The organism is Thermus oshimai DSM 12092 (assembly GCF_000373145.1).
GTDB classification, from domain to species: domain Bacteria; phylum Deinococcota; class Deinococci; order Deinococcales; family Thermaceae; genus Thermus; species Thermus oshimai.
Genome location: NZ_KB890619.1, coordinates 29798 through 49034, shown reverse-complemented (window position 1 = coordinate 49034; position 19237 = coordinate 29798). Strand labels below are relative to the sequence as shown.

General features: G+C 69.1%; 10 protein-coding genes and 1 tRNA gene. 8 read left to right on the top strand and 3 right to left on the bottom strand.

Features of this window, described 5'->3' with window-relative positions:
- Window positions 1–3 precede the first annotated feature (3 nt).
- Genes B043_RS0107670 through B043_RS0107660 form a run of 3 tightly spaced genes read left to right on the top strand, consistent with a single transcriptional unit; the run spans window position 4 to window position 11308 of the window.
- Window positions 4–2631, top strand: coding sequence for a DUF11 domain-containing protein (locus B043_RS0107670; protein ID WP_018461538.1), 2628 nt, complete (start codon window positions 4–6; stop codon window positions 2629–2631).
- Window positions 2628–7922: a DUF11 domain-containing protein gene (locus tag B043_RS0107665; protein WP_018461537.1), complete on the top strand. Its 5295-nt coding sequence runs from the start codon at window positions 2628–2630 to the stop codon at window positions 7920–7922. The genes B043_RS0107670 and B043_RS0107665 overlap by 4 nt, the downstream gene beginning before the upstream one ends.
- Window positions 7919–11308, top strand: coding sequence for a DUF11 domain-containing protein (locus B043_RS0107660; protein ID WP_038036967.1), 3390 nt, complete (start codon window positions 7919–7921; stop codon window positions 11306–11308). Before B043_RS0107665 ends, B043_RS0107660 begins: the two co-directional genes overlap by 4 nt.
- 32 nt (window positions 11309–11340) lie before the next feature.
- On the opposite strand, the gene B043_RS0107655 is transcribed toward B043_RS0107660, so the two are convergent.
- Window positions 11341–11415: transfer RNA gene (locus B043_RS0107655), tRNA-Val, on the bottom strand.
- Window positions 11416–11511: 96 nt separating this feature from the next.
- Here B043_RS0107655 and B043_RS0107650 point away from each other — a divergent pair.
- The 3 genes from B043_RS0107650 to B043_RS0107640 are packed head-to-tail and all read left to right on the top strand — an operon-like array spanning window position 11512 to window position 15233.
- Window positions 11512–12453 (top strand): TAXI family TRAP transporter solute-binding subunit, encoded by a 942-nt coding sequence (locus B043_RS0107650; protein WP_018461534.1) that lies wholly within the window; start codon window positions 11512–11514, stop codon window positions 12451–12453.
- A gap of 57 nt (window positions 12454–12510) precedes the next feature.
- Complete coding sequence (locus B043_RS0107645) at window positions 12511–14493, top strand: TRAP transporter permease (protein WP_018461533.1); 1983 nt, start codon at window positions 12511–12513, stop codon at window positions 14491–14493.
- A 5-nt stretch (window positions 14494–14498) separates the two neighbouring features.
- A complete protein-coding gene (locus B043_RS0107640) occupies window positions 14499–15233 on the top strand; it encodes an amino acid ABC transporter ATP-binding protein (RefSeq protein ID WP_018461532.1) in 735 nt (244 codons plus the stop codon).
- Here B043_RS0107640 and B043_RS0107635 read toward each other — a convergent pair.
- Entirely contained in the window at window positions 15184–16269 is a 1086-nt protein-coding gene (locus tag B043_RS0107635; RefSeq protein WP_018461531.1) for a M28 family metallopeptidase, read from the bottom strand. The genes B043_RS0107640 and B043_RS0107635 overlap by 50 nt on opposite strands.
- 23 nt (window positions 16270–16292) lie before the next feature.
- On the opposite strand from B043_RS0107635, the gene B043_RS0107630 reads away from it, so the two are divergent.
- Together B043_RS0107630 and B043_RS0107625 are read left to right on the top strand one after the other, a co-directional pair.
- On the top strand, window positions 16293–17369 hold the full coding sequence (locus B043_RS0107630; protein ID WP_018461530.1) for a trans-sulfuration enzyme family protein: 1077 nt from the start codon (window positions 16293–16295) through the stop codon (window positions 17367–17369).
- Window positions 17366–18262 (top strand): R2-like ligand-binding oxidase, encoded by an 897-nt coding sequence (locus B043_RS0107625; RefSeq protein ID WP_018461529.1) that lies wholly within the window; start codon window positions 17366–17368, stop codon window positions 18260–18262. Before B043_RS0107630 ends, B043_RS0107625 begins: the two co-directional genes overlap by 4 nt.
- Here B043_RS0107625 and B043_RS0107620 read toward each other — a convergent pair.
- The gene (locus B043_RS0107620; RefSeq protein ID WP_245538895.1) at window positions 18259–19191 is read right to left on the bottom strand and encodes a M24 family metallopeptidase; all 933 of its coding nucleotides are present in this window, start codon (window positions 19189–19191) and stop codon (window positions 18259–18261) included. The genes B043_RS0107625 and B043_RS0107620 overlap by 4 nt on opposite strands.
- Window positions 19192–19237 lie beyond the last annotated feature (46 nt).

The following is a 19237-nucleotide window of genomic DNA, read 5'->3' as shown; positions in this document are numbered from 1 at the left end:
GCCATGCGGACCCTCGCCCTCCTCCCCATCCTCCTGAGCCTGGCCATGGCCATGACCCCTGCGGGCACGGTCATCCGCAACCAGGCCCAGGGGTGGGTGGGGGGCGAGGTCTACCTTTCCAACCCTGTGGAGACCGTGGTCCAGGCCCTGTGCGTGCCCCTCCTTTCCCCAAGCGGCACCCAAGCGGCCCCAGGCCAGCGGGCCACGGTCCTCCCCGGGGGGTTCAGCTACCTGGTCTACAGGTTGCAGAACGCCGGGAACGACCCCTTCACCTTCAACCTAAACGTGGCCCTGGCGGGGGACTTCGCCCCCGCCGGGGTGCGCCTTGTTTTGGACAGGAACGGCAACGGCCTGCCCGACCCCGGGGAAGGCGAGGTGGCCTCGGTCACCCTCGCCCCCGGGGAAGGGGCGGGCCTGGTCCTCGAGGTCCAAGCCCCCCCTGATGCCTCGGGGACCCTCCTCCTTTCCCCCGTAGCCACCTGCCCCGGGGGGGAGGACCGAGAGAACTGGGCGGCGGTGGAGGTGGCCCAAGCCGCCCTCTCCCTTCTTAAGAGCGTGGTCCCGGGCCGGGTCCTTCCCGGCGAGGAGGCCACCTTCAGCCTGGAGGTGAGAAACCTAAGCCCCGTAACCGTCCCGGTGAGGGTGGAAGACCCCCTCGGGGGGCTTTCGGGGCTGGCCTACGTCCCCGGCTCCGCCTCGGCCACCCGGGGCACCGTGGAGTACTACGACGGGGCCGCTTGGCGCCCCACGGAGCCGCCCACCGTTTCGGGCCTGGCCCTGGTGGCGGACCTCCCCCCAGGGGGAAGCGCCCGGCTCACCTTCCGCGTAAGGGCTTTGGCGGATGCCCCTCCTGGGGTACGCACCAACCGGGCCACGGCCAGGGGAGGGGGAGCCCAGGCGGAAGGGGAAGCCCCCGTGGAGGTCCTTCCCCTCCCCCGCCACCACCTGGGCCCTGGGGGGAACCCCAAGGCCCTCCCCGGAGGGGAAGGAAGCCCCGACGACGAGCAAAGGGCCCGCACCCTCCAGGGCCAGCCCTCCTGCTTCCCCCACACCCTCCTGAACGAGGGCACGGTGGAAGACCGCTACCGGATAGAGGCCATCCTGCCCCCAGGGGTAAGCCTGGCCTTGGGGCGGAACGGGCTCCCCCTGGACCAGCCCATCCTCCTAAGACCGGGGGAGGCGCTGGACTTTGAGGCCTGCGTGATGGCTCAGGATGCGGGCACCTTTAAAGTGGAACTGGTCGCCCGGAGCCTGGGGAGCGGCACCCTGAACCGCACCTGGGACATCCTGGAGGCGGTGCCTGCAGATGCCCTAAGCCTCACCAAGGAGGCCACCCCTCCCCCGGGGACCACCCTGAAACCGGGGGACGAGATCACCTACACCCTCCGCATCCAAAACCGCTACGCGCCCCTCACGGGCGCGGTGGTGGAGGACCCCTTGCCGGAAGGGGTGGAGTTCCTGGAGGCCCCGGGCGGCACCTACGACCCCGCCACCCACACCGTGCGCTTCCTCCTGGACCCCCTACCCCTTGGGGAAACCGTCCTCACGGTGCGGGTACGGGTGAAGAACGTCCCCGACGACACCCTCCTCCTGAACCGCTTCACCCTGAGGAGCCGGGAAACCCCCAACCCCCTACCCTCCAACCCCGTGGAGCACCCCGTGTTTGGGGTCAACCTGCTCCTCAGGAAGGGCGTGGCGCCGGAGGTGGCCCGCCTGGGCGAGGTCCTCACCTACCGCCTGGAGGTGGTCAACCCCTCCCAGGCCCCCCTTACGGTGCGGCTGGTGGACACCCCCGACCCCGCCCTCCGCTACCTCCCGGGCTCGGCCCGGATCCAGGCGGACTGCCAAGGGGAGGGGGTGGCCCTGGAGCCCCGGGAGGAGGGGGGGAGCTTTGTTTGGGAAGGGCTGAGCTTGCGGGGCGGAGGCCGGCTCTGCGTGGTCTACAAGATGCGGGTGGAAAGGGTGTCTAGGGCTGAGCTCCGGAACATAGCCCAGGCCTTCGGGCTCTCCGCCCAGGGGGCCGCGGTGGCCAGCGCTCAGGTCCAGGCCCTGGTGCGCGCCCTCCAACCCTTGGAGGAAAAGGCCCTCCTGGTGGGCCGGGTCTACCTGGACCTGGACGAGGACGGCCGCTACACCCCGGGGCGGGACCTGCCCCTGAAGGGGGCCCGGCTCCTCCTGGCCAACGGCTGGCAGGCCCTTACGGATGAGGGCGGGCGCTACGCCTTCCGGGACCTCCGGCCCGGCCCCTACCAGGTGATGCTGGACCCCGCCTCCGCCCCCTTCCCGCCCCTGCCCCACCTCGAGGCCCTAGGGGAGGGGTACCGGCGGGGGGTCCAGGTCTTCGGCCTCACCCAGGCGGACTTCCCCCTTAAGGCCCCCAAGGGAACGGTGAAGGTGGAAAGGAGCACCGAGCTCCGCTTCGGGCCCCTGTACCTGGAAAAGCGCCTGGTGCAGGTGGGGAACGAAGCCTGGGTTCATATTCTCCTCAAAGCGCAAACCCCCCTCCCCGAGTTCAGCCTTCGGGACGGCGAGGAGGTGTTTAGCGTGGAGGTTCTGGAAGGCGAGCGGGAGCTCACCCTCCCCTACCGGGGGGAGTTCACCGACCCCGAGGTGCGCTGGAGGTACCCATGAGAAAAGGCCTGGCTCTCCTCCTCCTTTCCGCTTGGGCTCTAGGCCAGTCCCTCACCCTCAAGGCCACGGTTCCGGGGGCGGAGCTGGGCTGGGCCGTTACGGGCCTTGAGGCCTGGCTCTTGCCCGAGGGAGGGCCTGTTAAGGTGGAAGTCTACTCCCCCGGCTTTGACCCCACCGATTACCGGAGCGCCCTAAAGGGACAGGAGGAGCTGGGGGACGAGCGTTACGACGGGGGGCAGGGAGAGGTGGAAGCCCTCTTCCGCCTGGAAAGGCGGGGAGAGGTTCTCCGGGAGGCGCGCTTTGGGGTGGAGCCCCACCGCTGGGTCACCCTCTGGGAAGGACCCTTACCCCAGGAACCCCACCTTCTCTCCAGCGCCTTTAAGGGGCTTGGAAAAAACGCCTTCGTCTACCGGATCTCCGGGGCCAGGCTTGTCCTGGACGATGCGCCTCAGCTCCTGGACGTGTACAGCATCGGCCTCACCCTCCGCCAGCTCCCTCCCGAGCGGGGGGGGTGGGTGGAACTCCTCGCCCTGGAGGCCGAAAGGCCCTTTACGGTCCACTTCTACGACGAGGACGGCCCCCAAGAGCTGGAGTCCAAGGCGGTCTACCCGGGGTTTGAGGAAACCCGGCCCGTCTCCGGCGACTTGGAATGGATCCCCTACACTCTGCGCCAGGCGGGGGTGGTACGCTTTCTCTTCCGCCAGCCCCCCACCGCCAAGCAGTACTCCAACACCCTGGCCTTCCGAGCCGAAGCCTGCCTCGAGGCCCTTCCAGGCCGCTTCAAGGCCGTACCGCCGGGAAGGGTGGAAACCTCCGTGGTGGACCCCCAGGGCAACCCTCTCCCCCTCCCCATAAAGGCCGAGGGCCGGCGCTTCCGCCCCGAGCTTCCCCCGGGCCACCGCCTCCTCCAAGTGGAAGGGGAAGGGGCGGTGCGCATAGGGGAGGGCTGGGCGGAAGTGGGCTGCCCCGGGGGGAAGGTGCGCTTCGTGGTGGAACCCCCCAAGGCCACCCTGGAGGTGGAAGCCCTCCTCCTCCAAGACCGCACCCTCCCCGCCCGCCTCACCCTCCACGTGAACGGAACCCCCCAAAGGCTGGAAGGCCAGGCCCGCCTGGACCTCCAACCCGGCCGCCATACCCTCCGCTGGGAAACCCCAGGCCTCATCCCCTTGGACCCCTTGCCCCAAGAAGTTTCCCTGGCCCCAAGGGAAACCCAACGCCTCCAGGTGCGCTTCCGCCCCCAAGTGGACCTGACCCTGGAGCCCAAGCACCAGGAAGTGCGCCGGGGCGAAAGGGGCCGCCTCACCCTCCAGGCCACCACCCCCTACCCAGGCCTCCTCCCAGCCGAGCTCGCCCTGGACCTCCCCCCTGAACTTACCCCCCTTGGCCCCACCCGCCTCTCCGGACCCCTGGGCGCAGGCCGCCCCCTCACCCTGGAAGTCCCCTTCCGCGCCGAAAACGGGGGAAGCCTCCTCGCCCGGGGAAGCCTCCTGCCCTACGGCTTGGAACGCACCGCAGAGGTCCGGGTCTTCCTCCCCGCCGCCCTCACCCTCAAAAAAGAAGCCCTCACCCCCGAGGTGCCCGCAGGGGGTGAGGCCCGGTTCGGGCTCACCGTGGCCAACGAAGGGGATGAACCCGCCCAAGCCACCCTCATAGACCGCTTCCTGGACAAGGAAGTGCGGATTGAAGTGGCCCTGGGCCCCAGGGAAGGCCGAACCTACACCCTCGCCTTCCCCCTACCCGAGTCCGCCCAAGGCACCCTGGTCAACCAAGCCCAACTGGGCCAGCTGAAGGCCGAAGCCAGCGTGCGGGTCCTCCGTCCCGAGGCCCGCCTGGCCCGGGAGCAGGCCCACCGGGTCTACCTTCCCGGGGAGGTGGTGGAGGTGCGCCTCCGGGTGAAGAACCCTGGGGAAGCTCCTCTCCACTACCGGCTCACCGACCGCTGCCCCGACGGCTTCACGCCCCTCTCCCAGCCCACCTTTGAAGGGCTCCTCTCCCCCGGGGAAGAGCGGGTCCACACCTACCGTCTCCGGGTGGAGTTCGGCCCCGAGGTGGAAGGGGTCTGCCAGGCAGAGCTCACGGGGAACGCCGAACGCCGCCAGGCCCAAACCCCCATCGCCCGCAGGCTCTTAAAGCTCTCCAAAGTGGCCGAACCCGCCCGCATCCTGGAAGGCGGGGAGGGCCGCTTCCTCCTCTGGGTGGAAAACCCCGCAGACCACGAGGTGGAGGTCAAGCTCCGCGATGTGCCCGACCCCGCCCTGGGCCTCCTTCTGGAGGAGAAGATCCTCCGGCTCGCCCCCGGAGAGGTCTGGAAGGGCGAGGTGCCCTTCCGCGCCCCAGCCCCTGGCCGCTACCGCAACACCCTCCAGGCCCAGATTGGGGAAGCCCTGGCCACCTTCCCGGCGGAGGCGGTGGTGGAGAGCCTGCCCCTTCTCGTTCCCGAGCGCATCTCCACCCTAAGCCTCCGCTACCAGGTGGAAGGCCCCGGAGGGAGCCTCCTCCTGGCCCACACCCCCCCCGAAGGGAGCGCTTACATCCCGGGTTCGGCCCGGCTGAATGGCCTTCCCCTGGAGGACCCCCGCCGCCTCGAGGACGGCCGCCTGGCCTGGCGCCTCCCCTTCCCCGGCGGCAAGGCCCAGGGAGAGGTCACCTACCAGGTGCGCCACCAAAGGGCCCTCCCGCCCCTTTCCGAACCCCAGCTCACCCTGGTGGCCCTGGACCGGGAAATCCCCCTGAAGGGCACCCTTACCCTTAAGGACTACGAAAGGGGCAGGCCCCTGGAAGGGGAGCGCCCCGGCCTCATCCGCGAGCCCAAGGAGGGGGCCATCCTGGGGGAGCGGGCGAGGCTTGTGGTCCAGGCCCCCATGGGCCCCATAGAGGTCCTCCTCAACGGCAAGCCCGTGCCCAAGGAACTTCTGGGAGAAGCCCAGTACGACGAAAGGGCAGGGGTCCAACGCCTCGCCTACTACGGCCTGCCCCTAGAGGAGGGGAGGAACATCCTGGAGGTGGTGACCCCCGGGGCCTACGACCGGGTGGAGGTCTTCCGCCCCGGAAGCCCGGTGAAGTTGGTGGCCGAGCCCGTGCGGGCGGTGGCGGACGGGCGCACCCCCCTGGAGTTCCGGCTTAAGGCGGTGGACGCCTTGGGCCTCCCCTCGGGCTTCGGCTTTGTGACCCTCGAGGCCGACCCCGAGCCCATCGCCGCGGACGCCAGCCCCCTGGAGCCCGGTTACCAGGTCCTCCTGAAAGACGGCGTAGCCCAGGTGCTCCTAAAGCCCCTCCCCACTCCCCGGGAGGTGGCCCTCCGCTACCGCTTCGGCCGCCTGGAAGGAAGCCTCACCCTCCAGCCCAAAGGGCCCACCAGCACCCTCTGGCTGGCCCAGGCCAGCCTCACCCTGGGCTACGACCTGGCCCAGGGCCAGCCCTACCTCCAAGGCCTGGGCCGGGCCTATGGGGAAGGCCCTCTCCTCCGGGGCTCCTTCCAAGGGGCCCTGGACACCACGGGCGACCTGGCCCGCACCCCCGACCCCCGCTTCCTGCCCCTCACCGGGAGCGGGACCGAGGCCAAGCGCCCCCTCGCCTCCGACGACCCCGTGGCCTTCCGCTACATGGAAGGGGGTCTTGCCCTTTCCTACGAACGGGCCCCCCTGGGGCCGAACCTCCCCGAGGCCACCGCCCTCCGGCTAAGGGCCCTGGGGCCTCTAGAGGCGGAAGCCTTTCTGGGCCTCCTCCCCATGGGCCGGGTGGAGGAGGAGATCGTCCCCGATGGGGGGTCCAGCTACCGCCTCCGCTTCCTCCCTAAGCCGGGAAGCCTGGCCCTTTACCTCCGTGAAGGGGCGCGGGAAACCCTCCTCCAGGAGGGAAAGGACTACATCCTGGACCGCGCCACCGGCCACCTCCACCTGGCCCGGCCCCTCCTCCCCTTCACGCCGGACTTCGCCCCGGTGCGCCTCCTCGCGGTCTACGCCCCCGAAAGCGCGCCCCGAGAAGCCTTGGCCTATGGCCTCTCTGCGGGCTACAAGGAAGGGGCCTTCCGGGCCCGCCTAGGGGCCGCCTACTACGAGGGATGGCGGTTCGGAGGGGAAGTGGGGTACGAGGCCGGGGGGAACCGGGCCCTCCTCACCTACCGGCAGGAGGAGGGGAAGCCCCCCACCTTCGGCCTCACCCTGGCCTACCGGGAAGGGCCCTTGGAGGCCCGGGGCGACCTCCGCTACGCCTTCGGAAACGCCCCGGAAGGGCAGGCCCGGCTGGCCTACGACCTTGGGCCCTTGGCCCTGGCCCTGGAGCAAAGCGGGCCCAAGACCGCCCTAGCCGCGGAGGCCAAGCTTGGGGGGCCTTTCCGGGCCGGGGCTGGGGTGGGGTACGACTGGGGCCTGAAGAGTACCTTCCTCCTGGCCCGGCTGGCCTACCAGGAAGGGGAGGACCGCCTGGCCCTCTCCTACTACACCCCGGGCGAAGGGGAGCTCTCCGCCCGCTTCGGCCTGGCCCCGGGCCTCTTCCTGGAGGGGGGCCTGCGCTACCGGGAGGAGCTTGCGGGCAGCCTCGGCCTGAAGAGCACCCTGGGCGGGGCCAACCTGGCCCTTTCCTACGAGCTCCCCACGGCAAGCGGCGAGGGCAACCGGGCCCGCTTCGGCCTGGAAGCCCCCCTGCCCCTGGACGAGCGCTGGAGCCTGAACCTCACCGCCGGCCTGGCCTACAAGCTGGACACGGAGGAAGGCCAGTCCGCCCTGGGCCTTGGCCTCCGCTACCGCACGGAGGACTTCGTGGCCACCCTGGCCGGGGAGTGGGCCTCGGGCCGCCTCCTTTTCCGCGCCGGGGCCGCAGGCACCCCGGCGGAGGACCAGGCCTTGGCGCTGGACCTCACCCTGGAAGCCCTCCCGGAGACCAAGCTCGGCTTCAGCGTCTCCTATGCCCTCTGGGCGGAGGGCTTCACCCTCCTCACCCACCACCTCTACAAGGAGGGCACCCTAGAGGGCCAGACCCTGGCGAACCTCCACGGCCGGGACTTCAGCGTTCGCCCAAGCCTCCTCTACCGCTACCCCTTCGGAGACCTCGAGGGCTCCGCCCTGGAGGTGGGCCTTGGGGGCACCTACCTCTTTGGGGCCTTTGGATTTGGGGGGAACCTTTACTACGGCTTCCTGCCCCTCCTGGGAGAAGGCTCGGGGGCTTTCAGCCTAGAGGGCACCTGGCGGGCCCTGGAGGGCTTTTGGCTTAGCCTGGGCTACACCTTCGGCGAGACCGCCTTCCGCCGCCCGGGGCCTTACCTGAGGCTGGACCTGTTCGGAGGTGGCCGATGAAGCGTCTCCTAAGCCTGGCGTTCCTCCTGGCCTTAGCGCACGCCCAGGTGGTGACCCCCTTCAACATCCGCTACCAGACCACCACCAACGGGAACATCGTCCTGATTGGCAACACCCTGATGTGCATGAGCGTCGCTTTCTCCCTAACGCAATGCAGCACCACCCGGATGAACGATCCCACCCAAAACAACACCGCGCTTACGTCCGATAACCAGCTGGACTCTAGCCGAAGGATGATCTTCATTAACGCCGACCCCGCTAACCCCTCCTGGCCCTCCGGCCGGGGCGGGAGCACCGCCGCCACCCTCTCCCTGCCCTCTGGGGCCCAGGTCCTTTGGGCGGGGCTCTACTGGGGGGCTAGGGCTAACCCTTCGGCCAGCGGGCGAAACCAGATCTACATAAAGGGCCCCGGTCAAAGCTCCTACCAATCCCTCTCCGGCACTCTCATCGGCACGATTACCGACTGGGGCACAGACACCACCCGGCCTTACACAGCCTTCGCCGATGTGACCTCTTTGGTTCAAAACCGGGGAAACGGCCAGTACTGGGTGGGCGGTATCCTGGCCAGCACGGGCAACGATGGGTTGGGATTCTACGCTGGGTGGGCCTTGGTGGTGGTCTACCGGCTCCCCAGCGAACCCCTTCGGAACCTGGTGGTCTACGATGGGCTGGCCTCGGTTAGTAGCGGCAACCCGGTAACGGTCACCCCAAGCGGATTCCTAACGCCCCTTACCGGTCCTTTTACCGCGTACTTGGGTGCAGTGGCCTTTGAAGGAGACGGGGGGATTACGGGAGACCAGGTTGTACTGAACGGCTCACCCGTAAGCGATGCCCAAAACCCGGTGAACAACTTCTTCAATAGCTCCGTTTCCCAGCTGGGCACCCGCTTCACGGCTAAAAACCCGGACTACATCAACCAAATGGCGGTGGACGTGGACCTGGTGGACGTCACGGGCCGCATCCCCAACGGGGCCACCTCGGCCACCATCCAGTTCACCTCTAGCGGAGACACTTACTTCCCCACCGTTCTTGCCTTCGCCACCCAGGTCTTCCTCCCAGACCTCACCACCACCTTCACCAAAACCGGGCAGGACCTAAACGGGGGCAACCTGGAGGTGGGGGACATCCTGGAGTACACCATCAGCTTCACCAATACCGGACTGGATGGGGCCACCAACGTGGTGGTAAGGGACCCCATTCCCCCTGGCACCCAGTACGTGCCGGGAAGCCTCCAGGTGTTGCAAAACGCCACCGGGGCCCCCACCGGCACCTTCACCGACGCCCCGGGGGACGACATCGCCGAGTACGACAGCACGGGTGGCCGCGTGGTCTTCCGGCTGGGCACCGGGGCCAACGCGAGCCAAGGGGGGCTTATTCTGCCCAGCCAGGGTGCCACGGTGAAGTTCCGGGTTCGGGTCCTCCCCTCCGCCGCTGGGCAGGCCCTCACCAACACCGCCCAGGTGACCTACAACAGCCAGACCTTGGGCACTGAGTTTAGCCAGACGGCCTCTTCCAGCATCACCGTTTCCGTCCAGCCCGCCGCGGACCTAAAGGTGACCAAAACCGGGCCTGCCTCCGCTCTACCGGGCGGCCCCATCAGCTACACGGTTACCGTGGAAAACCTGGGGCCTTCCCCGGTTACGGGGGCTTCCTTCACGGACAACGTCCCCCCAGAGATCACGGGGGTGGCCTGGTCCTGTACCCCTTCAGGCGGGGCTAGCTGCAGCGCCCCTTCCGGAACCGGAAACGCCATCAGCCTCACCCTGAACCTGCCCGTGGGCGGCTCGGTAACCATCGCCATCTCGGGCACCGTGAGCCCTAGCGCCGCCGGACAGACCCTCGCCAACACCGCCAGCGCCTTCCCCCCTGCCGGTGTAACGGAGGTTAATCCCGACGACAACAGCTCAAGCGCTTCCACCGCCGTAGCCCTGGGCTACACCCTCTTGGGCTCCGTCTACCACGACCGGGAGCCCAACGGGGCCAAGAACGGGGAGGATTGGTCCAGTGGGGTCACGGTCTACGTGAAGCTGGTTCAGGGAAGCGCGGTGGTGGCGGTGCAGGCTGTAAGCCCCAGCGCGGGCACCTACGCTTTCTCCGCCGTGGTGCCGGGGACCTACACCCTGGTCTTGGACGACAACGGCAACACTTCGGACGCCACCCCCACCCCCCCTCCCGGCTGGCACTTCATCAACCCTGGAAGCGGAGCCCTAAGCGTAACGGTTAATGGGGACCTTTCGGGGCTGGACTTCGGCCTCTTCCATGGTACCCGCCTCACGGGCACGGTCTTCTACGACGACGGGGAGGGCGGGAACACGGCCAACAACGCCGTAAAGGAGGGGGCGGAAAGGGGCGTGGCCGGGGTGACGGTCACGGCCACGGACGGCACCCACACCCGCACCGCCCTCACGGACGGGAACGGGAACTACCTCCTCTGGATCCCCTATGGCTGGGGCACGGTCACCCTCTCCCACCCCACCCGCCCAGCCACCGGTTGGAACGACGGGAGCACCGCCCACCCTGTAGGGAGCTTTTCCGACGCCAACGCCCCCACTTCCCCCGGCGCGGTGGTGAACCTGGGGGCGGCCTCCAGCCTTCCCCCCGTCCTGGTGCGGCACTTCGGAGTGGTGCGGACGAGCCTCCTGAGGCCCCCGCAGTCCGGCCAGACCACAAGCCCCGGGGTCCACACCTTCGCCCACACCTTCCGCCCCGGCACCTTAGGCACCTTCACCCTGGACCTGGGGAGCGGAGCCTACGCCTACCAGGTGCGGGCCGACCGGAACTGCGACGGAGACTTTGACGACGCGGGCGAGGGCTTTTCCCCCTTCCCCCTTACCCTCACCGTGGGAAGCGCCTGGCCTAGGGAGGCTGACGGGAGCCTTAAGGCCTGCGCTCTAGAGGTGCGGGCCCTTGTTCCCCCCGGTGAGCCCGCGGGGCGCACGGATGTGGCCCTTCTTCAGGGGAGCCTGGCCTGGGCGGGGAGCGGTGTGGCCGAGCCCCTGGCCCTTACCGACCTCCTCACCGTGATCGGGGGGGAGGTGCGCCTCACCAAGGAGGTGCGGAACGCAACCCAAGGAGGACCCTTCGGCGGTACGGCCCAAGCCAAGCCGGGAGAGGTCCTGGAATACTGCATCACCTATCGCAATCTAGGCACCGCCCCGGTGACGAACCTAACCCTGGCCGACCCCATCCCCTTCTTCAGCGATCTCGTCCTTGGGGCCTACGGAGGTAAGGAGCTGAGGTGGACCCACGGGAGCACGGTCCAGGACCTCACCGCCGCCCAAGACGGCGACGCAGGCCACGTGGCCGGAGGGGTGGTCTACCTCCTGGTGGGAACCGTGAACCCAGGGGAAAGCGGTGGCCTGTGCTACCGGGTGCAGGTACGGTAAAAAAAGCCCCAGGCCCTAGGGCCTGGGGCTTTTGGTGGGCGGCGTAGGACTTGAACCTACGACCTCTCGCGTGTGAGGCGAGCGCTCTTCCGCTGAGCTAGCCGCCCACGCGAGCTATAGGCTAGCATGGGGGCCAAAGGGTGTCAAGCTTGCCCCAGGGCCTAGGGGCGGGTATACTGCCCCTCGGTTTAAGGAGGTGAAGCATGCGTAAGGTTCTATCGCTACTTGCGCTCCTTGGCCTGGGTTTCGCCCAGGAGTTCATCACCATCGGCTCCGGCGCCACCACAGGGGTGTACTTCCCCGTGGCCACGGGCATGGCCAAGCTGGTGAACGACGCCAACGTGGGCCTCCGGGCCAACGCCCGCTCCACCGGCGGGAGCGTGGCCAACATCAACGCCATCGCCGCGGGAGAGTTTGAGATGGCCCTGGCCCAGAACGACATCGCCTACTACGCCTACCAGGGCTGCTGCATCCCCGCCTTTGAGGGCAAGGCGGTGAAGGGCATCCGCGCCCTGGCCGCCCTTTACCCCGAGGTGGTCCACATCGTGGCCCGGAAGGACGCGGGCATCCGCACCGTGGCCGACCTCAAGGGCAAGCGGGTGGTGGTGGGGGACGTGGGCTCCGGCACGGAGCAGAACGCCCGGCAGATCCTCGAGGCCTATGGCCTCACCTTTGACGACCTGGGCCAGGCCATCCGCGTGAGCGCCACCCAGGGCATCCAGCTCATGCAGGACAAGCGGGCGGACGCCCTCTTCTACACCGTGGGCCTGGGGGCGGGGGCCATCCAGCAGCTGGCCCTCACCACCCCCATCGCCCTGGTGGCCGTGGACCTTGGCCGGGTGCAGACCATCGCCAAGAAGTACCCCTTCTACGTGGGCTTCAACATCCCCGGGGGCACCTACAAGGGCGTGGACGTAACCACCCCCACGGTGGCCGTCCAGGCCATGCTCATCGCCAGCGAGAAGCTCTCCGCGGACACGGTCTACAAGTTCATGAAGGCGGTCTTCGGCAACCAGGAGGCCTTCAAGAAGATCCACCCCAACCTGGAGCGGTTCTTCTCCTTGCAGAAGGCGGTGAAGGGGCTTCCCATCCCCCTCCACCCCGGGGCGGAGCGCTTCTACAAGGAGGCGGGGGTCCTGAAGTAGGGTGCCCCCCTCCTCCAAGCCCCCCCGGCCTGGGGGGGCTTTCTTAAGGAGGCCCAGATGAAGGAAGCCGCGCCCGACCTCTTGGCGGTGGAGGAAAGCGAGCTTGGGGGCCGGAGGCCCAAAAGCCCCTGGGCTCGAGGGGCCCTCTTTGGGCTTGGGGTCCTCTGGAGCCTCTTCCAGCTCTGGGCCACGGAGCTGGGCACCCTGGACCCCTTGCGCCTCAGGGCGGTGCACCTGGCCTTCGCCCTGGCCCTGGCCTTTTTGGCCTACCCGGGGAGGCGAGGCCCCAGGGACAGGATTCCCCTCCTGGACTGGGCTTTGGCCCTCCTAGGGGTGGCGGGGGCCCTCTACGTGGTCTTGGACTACTACGGCATCACCCAGCTCCGGGGGGGGATCCCCAGCGGGAGGGACGTGGTCATGGGCACCCTCACCCTCCTCGCCCTCTTCCTCGCCGCCTGGCGGGTGGTGGGGCCCGCCCTGCCCATCATCGCCTCGGCCTTCGTCCTCTACGCCCTCACCGGCCCCAAAGGCCTCCTCCCCTTCACCCTTCCCCCCTGGCTCCAGCTCCACGCGGGGAGCAGCTGGGGCCAGCTCATGGGCCAGCTCTACACCACCGCGGAGGGGATCTGGGGGGTGCCCTTGGGGGTTTCCGCCACCTTCGTCTTCCTCTTCGTCCTCTTCGGGGCCCTTTTGGAAAAGGCGGGGGCAGGCCGGTTCTTCATCCAGGTGGCCTACGCCCTCCTCGGGCACTTCCGGGGCGGGCCCGCCAAGGCCGCGGTGGTGGCCAGCGCCCTCACGGGGGTGGTCTCGGGGAGCTCCGTGTCCAACGTGGTCACCACCGGCACCTTCACCATCCCCCTCATGAAGCGGGTGGGCTACCCCCCGGAGAAGGCGGGGGCGGTGGAGGTGGCGAGCTCCTCCAACGGCCAGCTCATGCCCCCTGTCATGGGGGCCGCGGCCTTCATCATGGCGGAGTTTTTGCAGATCCCCTACAGCACCCTCATCCTCATGGCCGCCATCCCCGCGGTCCTGGCCTACGCCACCCTGTTCATCACCGTGCACCTCGAGGCCCTCCTCCTGGGCCTAAAAGGGGTGCCCCGCGCGGAGCTTCCCCCCCTAGCGCCCATCCTCCGCGGGGGGGCCCACTACCTCCTCCCCCTCCTCTACCTCATCTACGCCCTGGTGGGCCTGAGGCTCACCCCGGAGCGGGCGGCCTTGAACACCATCCTCCTCATGCTCCTCCTCCTCTTCCTCCAGGAGGGCTACCGGGCCTGGCGGGGGGGGAGGGGGCTCCTAAGGGGCCTCGGCTCGGGGTTTAGGCTGGCCCTGGAGGGCCTCGAGGCGGGGGGACGGGGCATGGTGGGCATCGCCCTGGCCACCGCCAGCGCGGGGGTCATCGTGGGCATCGTGACCATGACCGGCATCGGCTTCGGGCTGGTGGACATCGTGGAGAGGCTCTCCGGGGGGAACCTCATCCTGGTCCTGATTCTGGCCCAGCTCACCAGCCTCCTCCTCGGCATGGGCCTCCCCACCACCGCCAACTACATCGTCATGGCCAGCCTGGTGGTGCCGGTGGTGCTCGGGCTTGCGGAAAAGGCGGGCTACGCCGTGCCCGCGGTGGCCGCCCACATGTTCGTCTTCTACTTCGGCATCATGGCGGACTCCACGCCCCCCGTGGCCCTGGCCGCCTACGCCGCCAGCGCCATCGCCCGCTCGGACTTCTGGAAGACCGCGGTCCAGGGCTTCGTCTACGAGCTCCGCACCGCCCTCCTCGCCTACATGTTCTTCTTCAACCCCAAGCTCCTCCTCATCGGGGTGGAAAGCCTTGGGGAGGGGGTTTGGATCTTCCTCACCGCCCTCCTGGGCATGACCGCCTTCAGCGCCAGCCTGGTGGGCTTCCTCCACAAGCGGACGAACCTCCTGGAGCGGGCCCTCCTCATGGCCGCGGCCCTCACCCTGGTGGTGCCGGGCCTCCTCACGGACGCCATCGGCCTTGGGCTCCTCCTCCTCGTCTACCTGGCGCAACGGGTGCGAAAATGAGCCCTGTGGAACCCCTGGTGCGCATCCAGAACCTGCACAAGTACTTCGGCCCCCTCCACGTGCTGAAAGGGATCACCCTGGAGGTGGCCCCCGGGGAAAGGCTGGTCATCATCGGCCCCTCGGGCTCGGGGAAGAGCACCCTCATCCGCTGCATCAACCGCCTGGAAGACTTCCAAGAAGGCACGGTGACCGTGGACGGCATGGACGTGAAGGACGACCGCCTCCTCCCCAAAATCCGCCGGGAGGTGGGCATGGTCTTCCAGCAGTTCAACCTCTTCCCCCACATGACCGTCCTGGACAACGTCACCCTAGGCCCCATCCGGGTGCGGCGCCTGAGCCGGGCCGAGGCGGAGCGGAAGGCCATGGAGCTCCTGGAACGGGTGGGGATCGCCGACCAGGCCAAAAAGTACCCGGGGCAGCTTTCCGGGGGGCAGCAGCAGCGGGTGGCCATCGCCCGGGCCCTGGCCATGGAGCCCAAGCTGATGCTCTTTGACGAGCCCACCTCGGCCCTGGACCCGGAGATGGTGGGGGAGGTGTTGGACGTGATGCGGGACCTGGCCCGGGGGGGGATGACCATGGTGGTGGTGACCCACGAGATGGGGTTTGCCCGGGAGGTGGCGGACCGGGTGGTGTTCATGGACCGGGGGGAGATCGTGGAGGAGGCCCCTCCCGAGGCCATCTTCACCCGGCCTAAGGAGGAGAGGACCCGGGCCTTCCTGCAAAGGGTCCTCCACCACTAGCAAAGACCCGCGCCAAAAGGGCCCGGGCGTAGGCCAGGGTGGCCTCGAGGGCCCCCGGGTCCAGGCGGGCGAAGGTGTCCGTGGGCCAGTGCCAGTCGGGGGGGACGCCCCCTTCCAGGCGGATCAGGGTGAGGCAGGGAAAGCCCTTCTGGGCCAGGGGCAGGGCATCAAAGTAGGCCAGGCGGTAGCGGAGGGGCCGGGCGCCCTCCAGGGTGCGGGCCGCCTCCAGGAGGGGGCCCCGGTAGGGGTGGTAGAGGAGCATCCCCTCCCCTTCGGCATAGAAAAGCGCCCCCCGGCCCACGTTGTCCAGGTTCAGGACCAGGGTCCCCGGGGGGAGGTGGGGGAGGAGGGCCTTGGCCCCCAGGGCCCCCACCTCCTCGCACCCCGTGAGGGCCAGGCCCAGGCGGAAGCCGGGCGGGGGGGTGGCCTCCAGGAAGAGGGCCGTGGCCACCGCCACCCCGCTCCCGTTGTCGTTGCCCCCTTCCACGTAAGGGGCGGTGCGCTCCCGGTGGAGAAGAAGCCCCGCCTGCACCAGGAAGTAGGCCCCCACCGCCCAGGCCCAAGGGGTAAGGGCGAGGAAAGGGGCCAGGGCCGCCAGGAGCGCGTTCAGGAGGAACTGCCGCCGGAAGCCCGAAACCCGCTTGGGGTGGTAGAGGAAGAAGGTCTTGGCGGTGTCCACGTGGGCCAGGAGGAGGAGGGCACGGGGGCCTTCCCCTTTCCAGAGGAGGAGGTTTTGCGAGGGAAAGCGGTCCAGGAGGAAGCCCCAGGGCCGGTGGCCGCTGAAGTAGAGGAAGAAGGCCAAGGCCCCCAGGAGGGGAAAGAAGGGGGAAAGGGGCGCCAGGGCCAGGAGGAGGCTGATGCCCATGAGTTCCGGGCCGTAGCTCCGCACCCCTTTGAAGGGGAGGGTCTGCACCGGGTACCCCTCCCCTTCCAAAAAGGCCCTCAGGCGGCGGAAGGTCTCGGCCTCGAGGGGGGTGGCGCTCCCCCGGTGGGGGAGCCTTAGGAGCTCCAGGACCCGGGCCAGGGTGGGGTTCATGGCCTTCAGCCTACAATGGACCCATGGAAATGAAGCCGGAAACCTGGCTGGTGCAGGCGGGGCGGCCCAAGGCGCCGGGAAGCCCCCTCAACACCCCCATCGTGCCCGCCTCCAACTTCCTCCTGGGGGCCTACGCCCGGGAGGACGGGACCCCCACCTGGGCCGCCCTGGAGGAGGTGGTGGGGGGCCTGGAAGGGGGGCAGGCCCTGGCCTTCGCCTCGGGGATGGCCGCCGCGGCCGCAGTCTTTAGCCTCCTCCCCCCAAACGCCCTGGTGGTCCTCCCCACGGACTGCTACCAGGGGGTGGTGGGCCTGGCGGAAGGGGGGCCTTGGCGCCTTCTCCGCCTGCCCCTAGGGGACACGGAGGCCTGGGTGGAGGCCGCCAAGGAGGCGGACCTCCTCTGGCTGGAGCCCATCTCCAACCCCCTCCTGGAGGTGCCGGACCTTAGGGCCATCGCCGGGGCCCCAAGGAAGGGGCTCCTCGCGGTGGACAACACCTTCCCCACCCCCCTCAACCTCCGGCCTTTGGACCTGGGGGCGGACCTGGTGGTCCACAGCGCCACCAAGCTCCTCGGGGGGCACTCGGACCTCCTTTTGGGGGTGGCGGTGGCCAAGGAAGAAACCCTCCTGGAAAGGCTCCGAAGGGCGCGGACCCTCCAGGGGGCCACCCCGGGGGCCCTGGAGGCCTTCTTGGCCCTACGGGGCCTCCGCACCCTGGCGGTGCGCCTGGAGAGGATGCAAAAGACGGCCCAGCTCCTGGCGGAACGCCTTCAGGCGCACCCAAAGGTGGAACGGGTCCTCTACCCCGGCCTTCCCACCCACCCCGGCCACAAACGGGCCCGGGAGCTCCTTCGGGGCTTTGGGGCGGTGGTCTCCTTCGTGGTGAAGGGCGGGGCGGAAGGGGCGGATGGGGTCTTGGGGCGGGTCCGGCTCATCCGCCACGCCACGAGCCTCGGGGGCGTGGAGTCCACCATGGAGCGCCGCTCGGCCCTCCCAGGCCAGGGCCACCTCCCCCCGGGCCTCCTCCGCCTCAGCGTGGGCCTCGAGGACCCCGAGGACCTCTGGGGGGACCTGAAGGGGGCCTTGGAGGGGGTATCATGATCCGGAACCGGTTCAAGACCACCACGGAAGGCCTAAGGCCCTCCTTCCCCCTGACGCTCTACGGAAAGGCCAAGCGGTTCTTCTGGGACCCCGCGGGCTTGGACTTCAGCCAGGACCGGGCCTCCTATACCCGCCTGGCCCCGGAGGCGCGCACCGCCCTCACCCACCTGGCCTCCTTGTTCATCGCTGGGGAGGAGGCCGTAACTCTGGACCTCCTGCCCCTCCTGGGGGTGGTGGCCCGAGAAGGCCGCCTGGAGGAGGAGATGTACCTCACCACCTTTCTCTTGGACGAGGCCAAGCACGTGGAGTTCTTCCACCGCCTGCTGGAAGCCATGGGTAGCACGGGCCAGGACCTGGAGCGCTTCCACGGGCCGAGCTACCGGGCCATCTTCTACCAGGCCCTGCCCCAAGCCATGGGTCGGCTTGTGGACGACCCCTCTCCCGAGGCCCAGGTGGAGGCGGTGGTGACCTACACCATGGTGGTGGAAGGGGTCCTGGCGGAAACGGGGTACTACGCCTACCGGCGGGCGGCGAAGGTCTTGGGCGGACAGGGTTTTCCCCTCCCCGCCACCTTAGAGGGCATCGGGTACGTGGCGCGGGACGAGTCCCGGCACATCGCCTACGGGCTTTACCTCCTCTCCCGGCTCCTGGCCCAGAACCCCCAGCTCTGGAATGTGGTGGAACGGCGGATGGACGAACTCCTCCCCCACGCCCTGGGGGTGGTGGGGGAGGTCTTCGCCCAGTACCCCGGGGGCTTTCCCCTGCCCCTAAGCCCGGAGGAGTTTTTTCAATACGCCATGGGGCAGTTCCAGAAACGCCACCGCAGGCTGGAGGTCGCCCGCCGCCAGAGCCTAGAGGAGGTGGAGCGCCTGGCCCTGGAGGAGGAAGCCTAACCCCGCCAGAGGTCCGGCCGCTTCCGCTCCTCCACCTCCACCATGGGCCAGAAGGGGTCTTCCGTGAGGTTTTCCAGGCCCCCCTCCCGAAGGAGGAAGGTGTCCTCCACCTTGGCCCCGGAAAGGCTCGGGTTCCAGGCCAGGGCCATGCCCGGCCCCAGGCGGAGGGGATGCCCCGGGGTGGCGAAGACCTCCCGGGGGCGTAAACCCGCCACGCCCCCCTGGTGGTGCTCCAGGAAGGCCCCCGGGTGGCCCACCGCCTCGTAGCCTTTCTGGATGGCCTCCAATACTGCCCCCAGGCTGGCCCCGGGGCGGCTTGCGGAAAGGGCCTCCGCCTCCACCCGGAGCACCTTCTTGTAGAGGGCCTCCACCTCCTCCTGGCCGAAAGCGGCCATCCGGGTCAGGCTGGCCACCAATCCCCCCGCCTCGGCGCACACCACCGCCATGAAGGCCCGCCCTAGGGGCCGGTCCTTGGGCAGGGGGTGGCGGTGGCGGAAAAGCCGCTCCTCACCGGCCACCAGGAGGAGCAGGGGCCGGACCCCTTCCCCCCAGAGGGCCTCGGCTAAGGCCCCTGCCAAGGTCCATTCCCGCCAGCCAGGCTGGGCCGTGCGCACCACCTCCCCTACCGCCCGGGCCGCGCGGGCCCCCAGGGCCCGGAAGGCGGCCTGGGCCCTTTGGGTGAGGGCGAGGCGCAGGGGGGTGAGGTCGTGCTCGAGGTCGCTCGGGCTCGGAGGCGGGGGGAAAGCGTACCAGGGGTGGAGGACCGCCTCCACCCCCAAGGCTTCCTCCTCCACCAGCCGGGGGTGCTCGGGCGGGGTGGTGTGGAGCCGAACCTTCTCCCCCATCTCCAGGTAGCCCACCCCTTCCCCCAAGGGGGCCAAGGTGTTCACCCCCCCGGTCAGCCAGGCGAAGTTTTCTGGCCGGACCACATAAAAGCGAAGGAAACCCCGATCCTCCATCCAGGCCCTTAAGCGG

Excerpts from the sequence above, each read along its gene's own strand:
- B043_RS0107635 (WP_018461531.1), bottom strand. The coding sequence starts at position 16,269 with ATGAACCCCACCCTGGCCCGGGTCCTGGAGCTCCTAAGGCTCCCCCAC.
- B043_RS0107645 (WP_018461533.1), top strand. The coding sequence starts at position 12,511 with ATGAAGGAAGCCGCGCCCGACCTCTTGGCGGTGGAGGAAAGCGAGCTT.
- B043_RS0107660 (WP_038036967.1), top strand. The coding sequence starts at position 7,919 with ATGAAGCGTCTCCTAAGCCTGGCGTTCCTCCTGGCCTTAGCGCACGCC.
- B043_RS0107665 (WP_018461537.1), top strand. The coding sequence starts at position 2,628 with ATGAGAAAAGGCCTGGCTCTCCTCCTCCTTTCCGCTTGGGCTCTAGGC.
- B043_RS0107625 (WP_018461529.1), top strand. The coding sequence starts at position 17,366 with ATGATCCGGAACCGGTTCAAGACCACCACGGAAGGCCTAAGGCCCTCC.
- B043_RS0107630 (WP_018461530.1), top strand. The coding sequence starts at position 16,293 with ATGGAAATGAAGCCGGAAACCTGGCTGGTGCAGGCGGGGCGGCCCAAG.
- B043_RS0107670 (WP_018461538.1), top strand. The coding sequence starts at position 4 with ATGCGGACCCTCGCCCTCCTCCCCATCCTCCTGAGCCTGGCCATGGCC.
- B043_RS0107650 (WP_018461534.1), top strand. The coding sequence starts at position 11,512 with ATGCGTAAGGTTCTATCGCTACTTGCGCTCCTTGGCCTGGGTTTCGCC.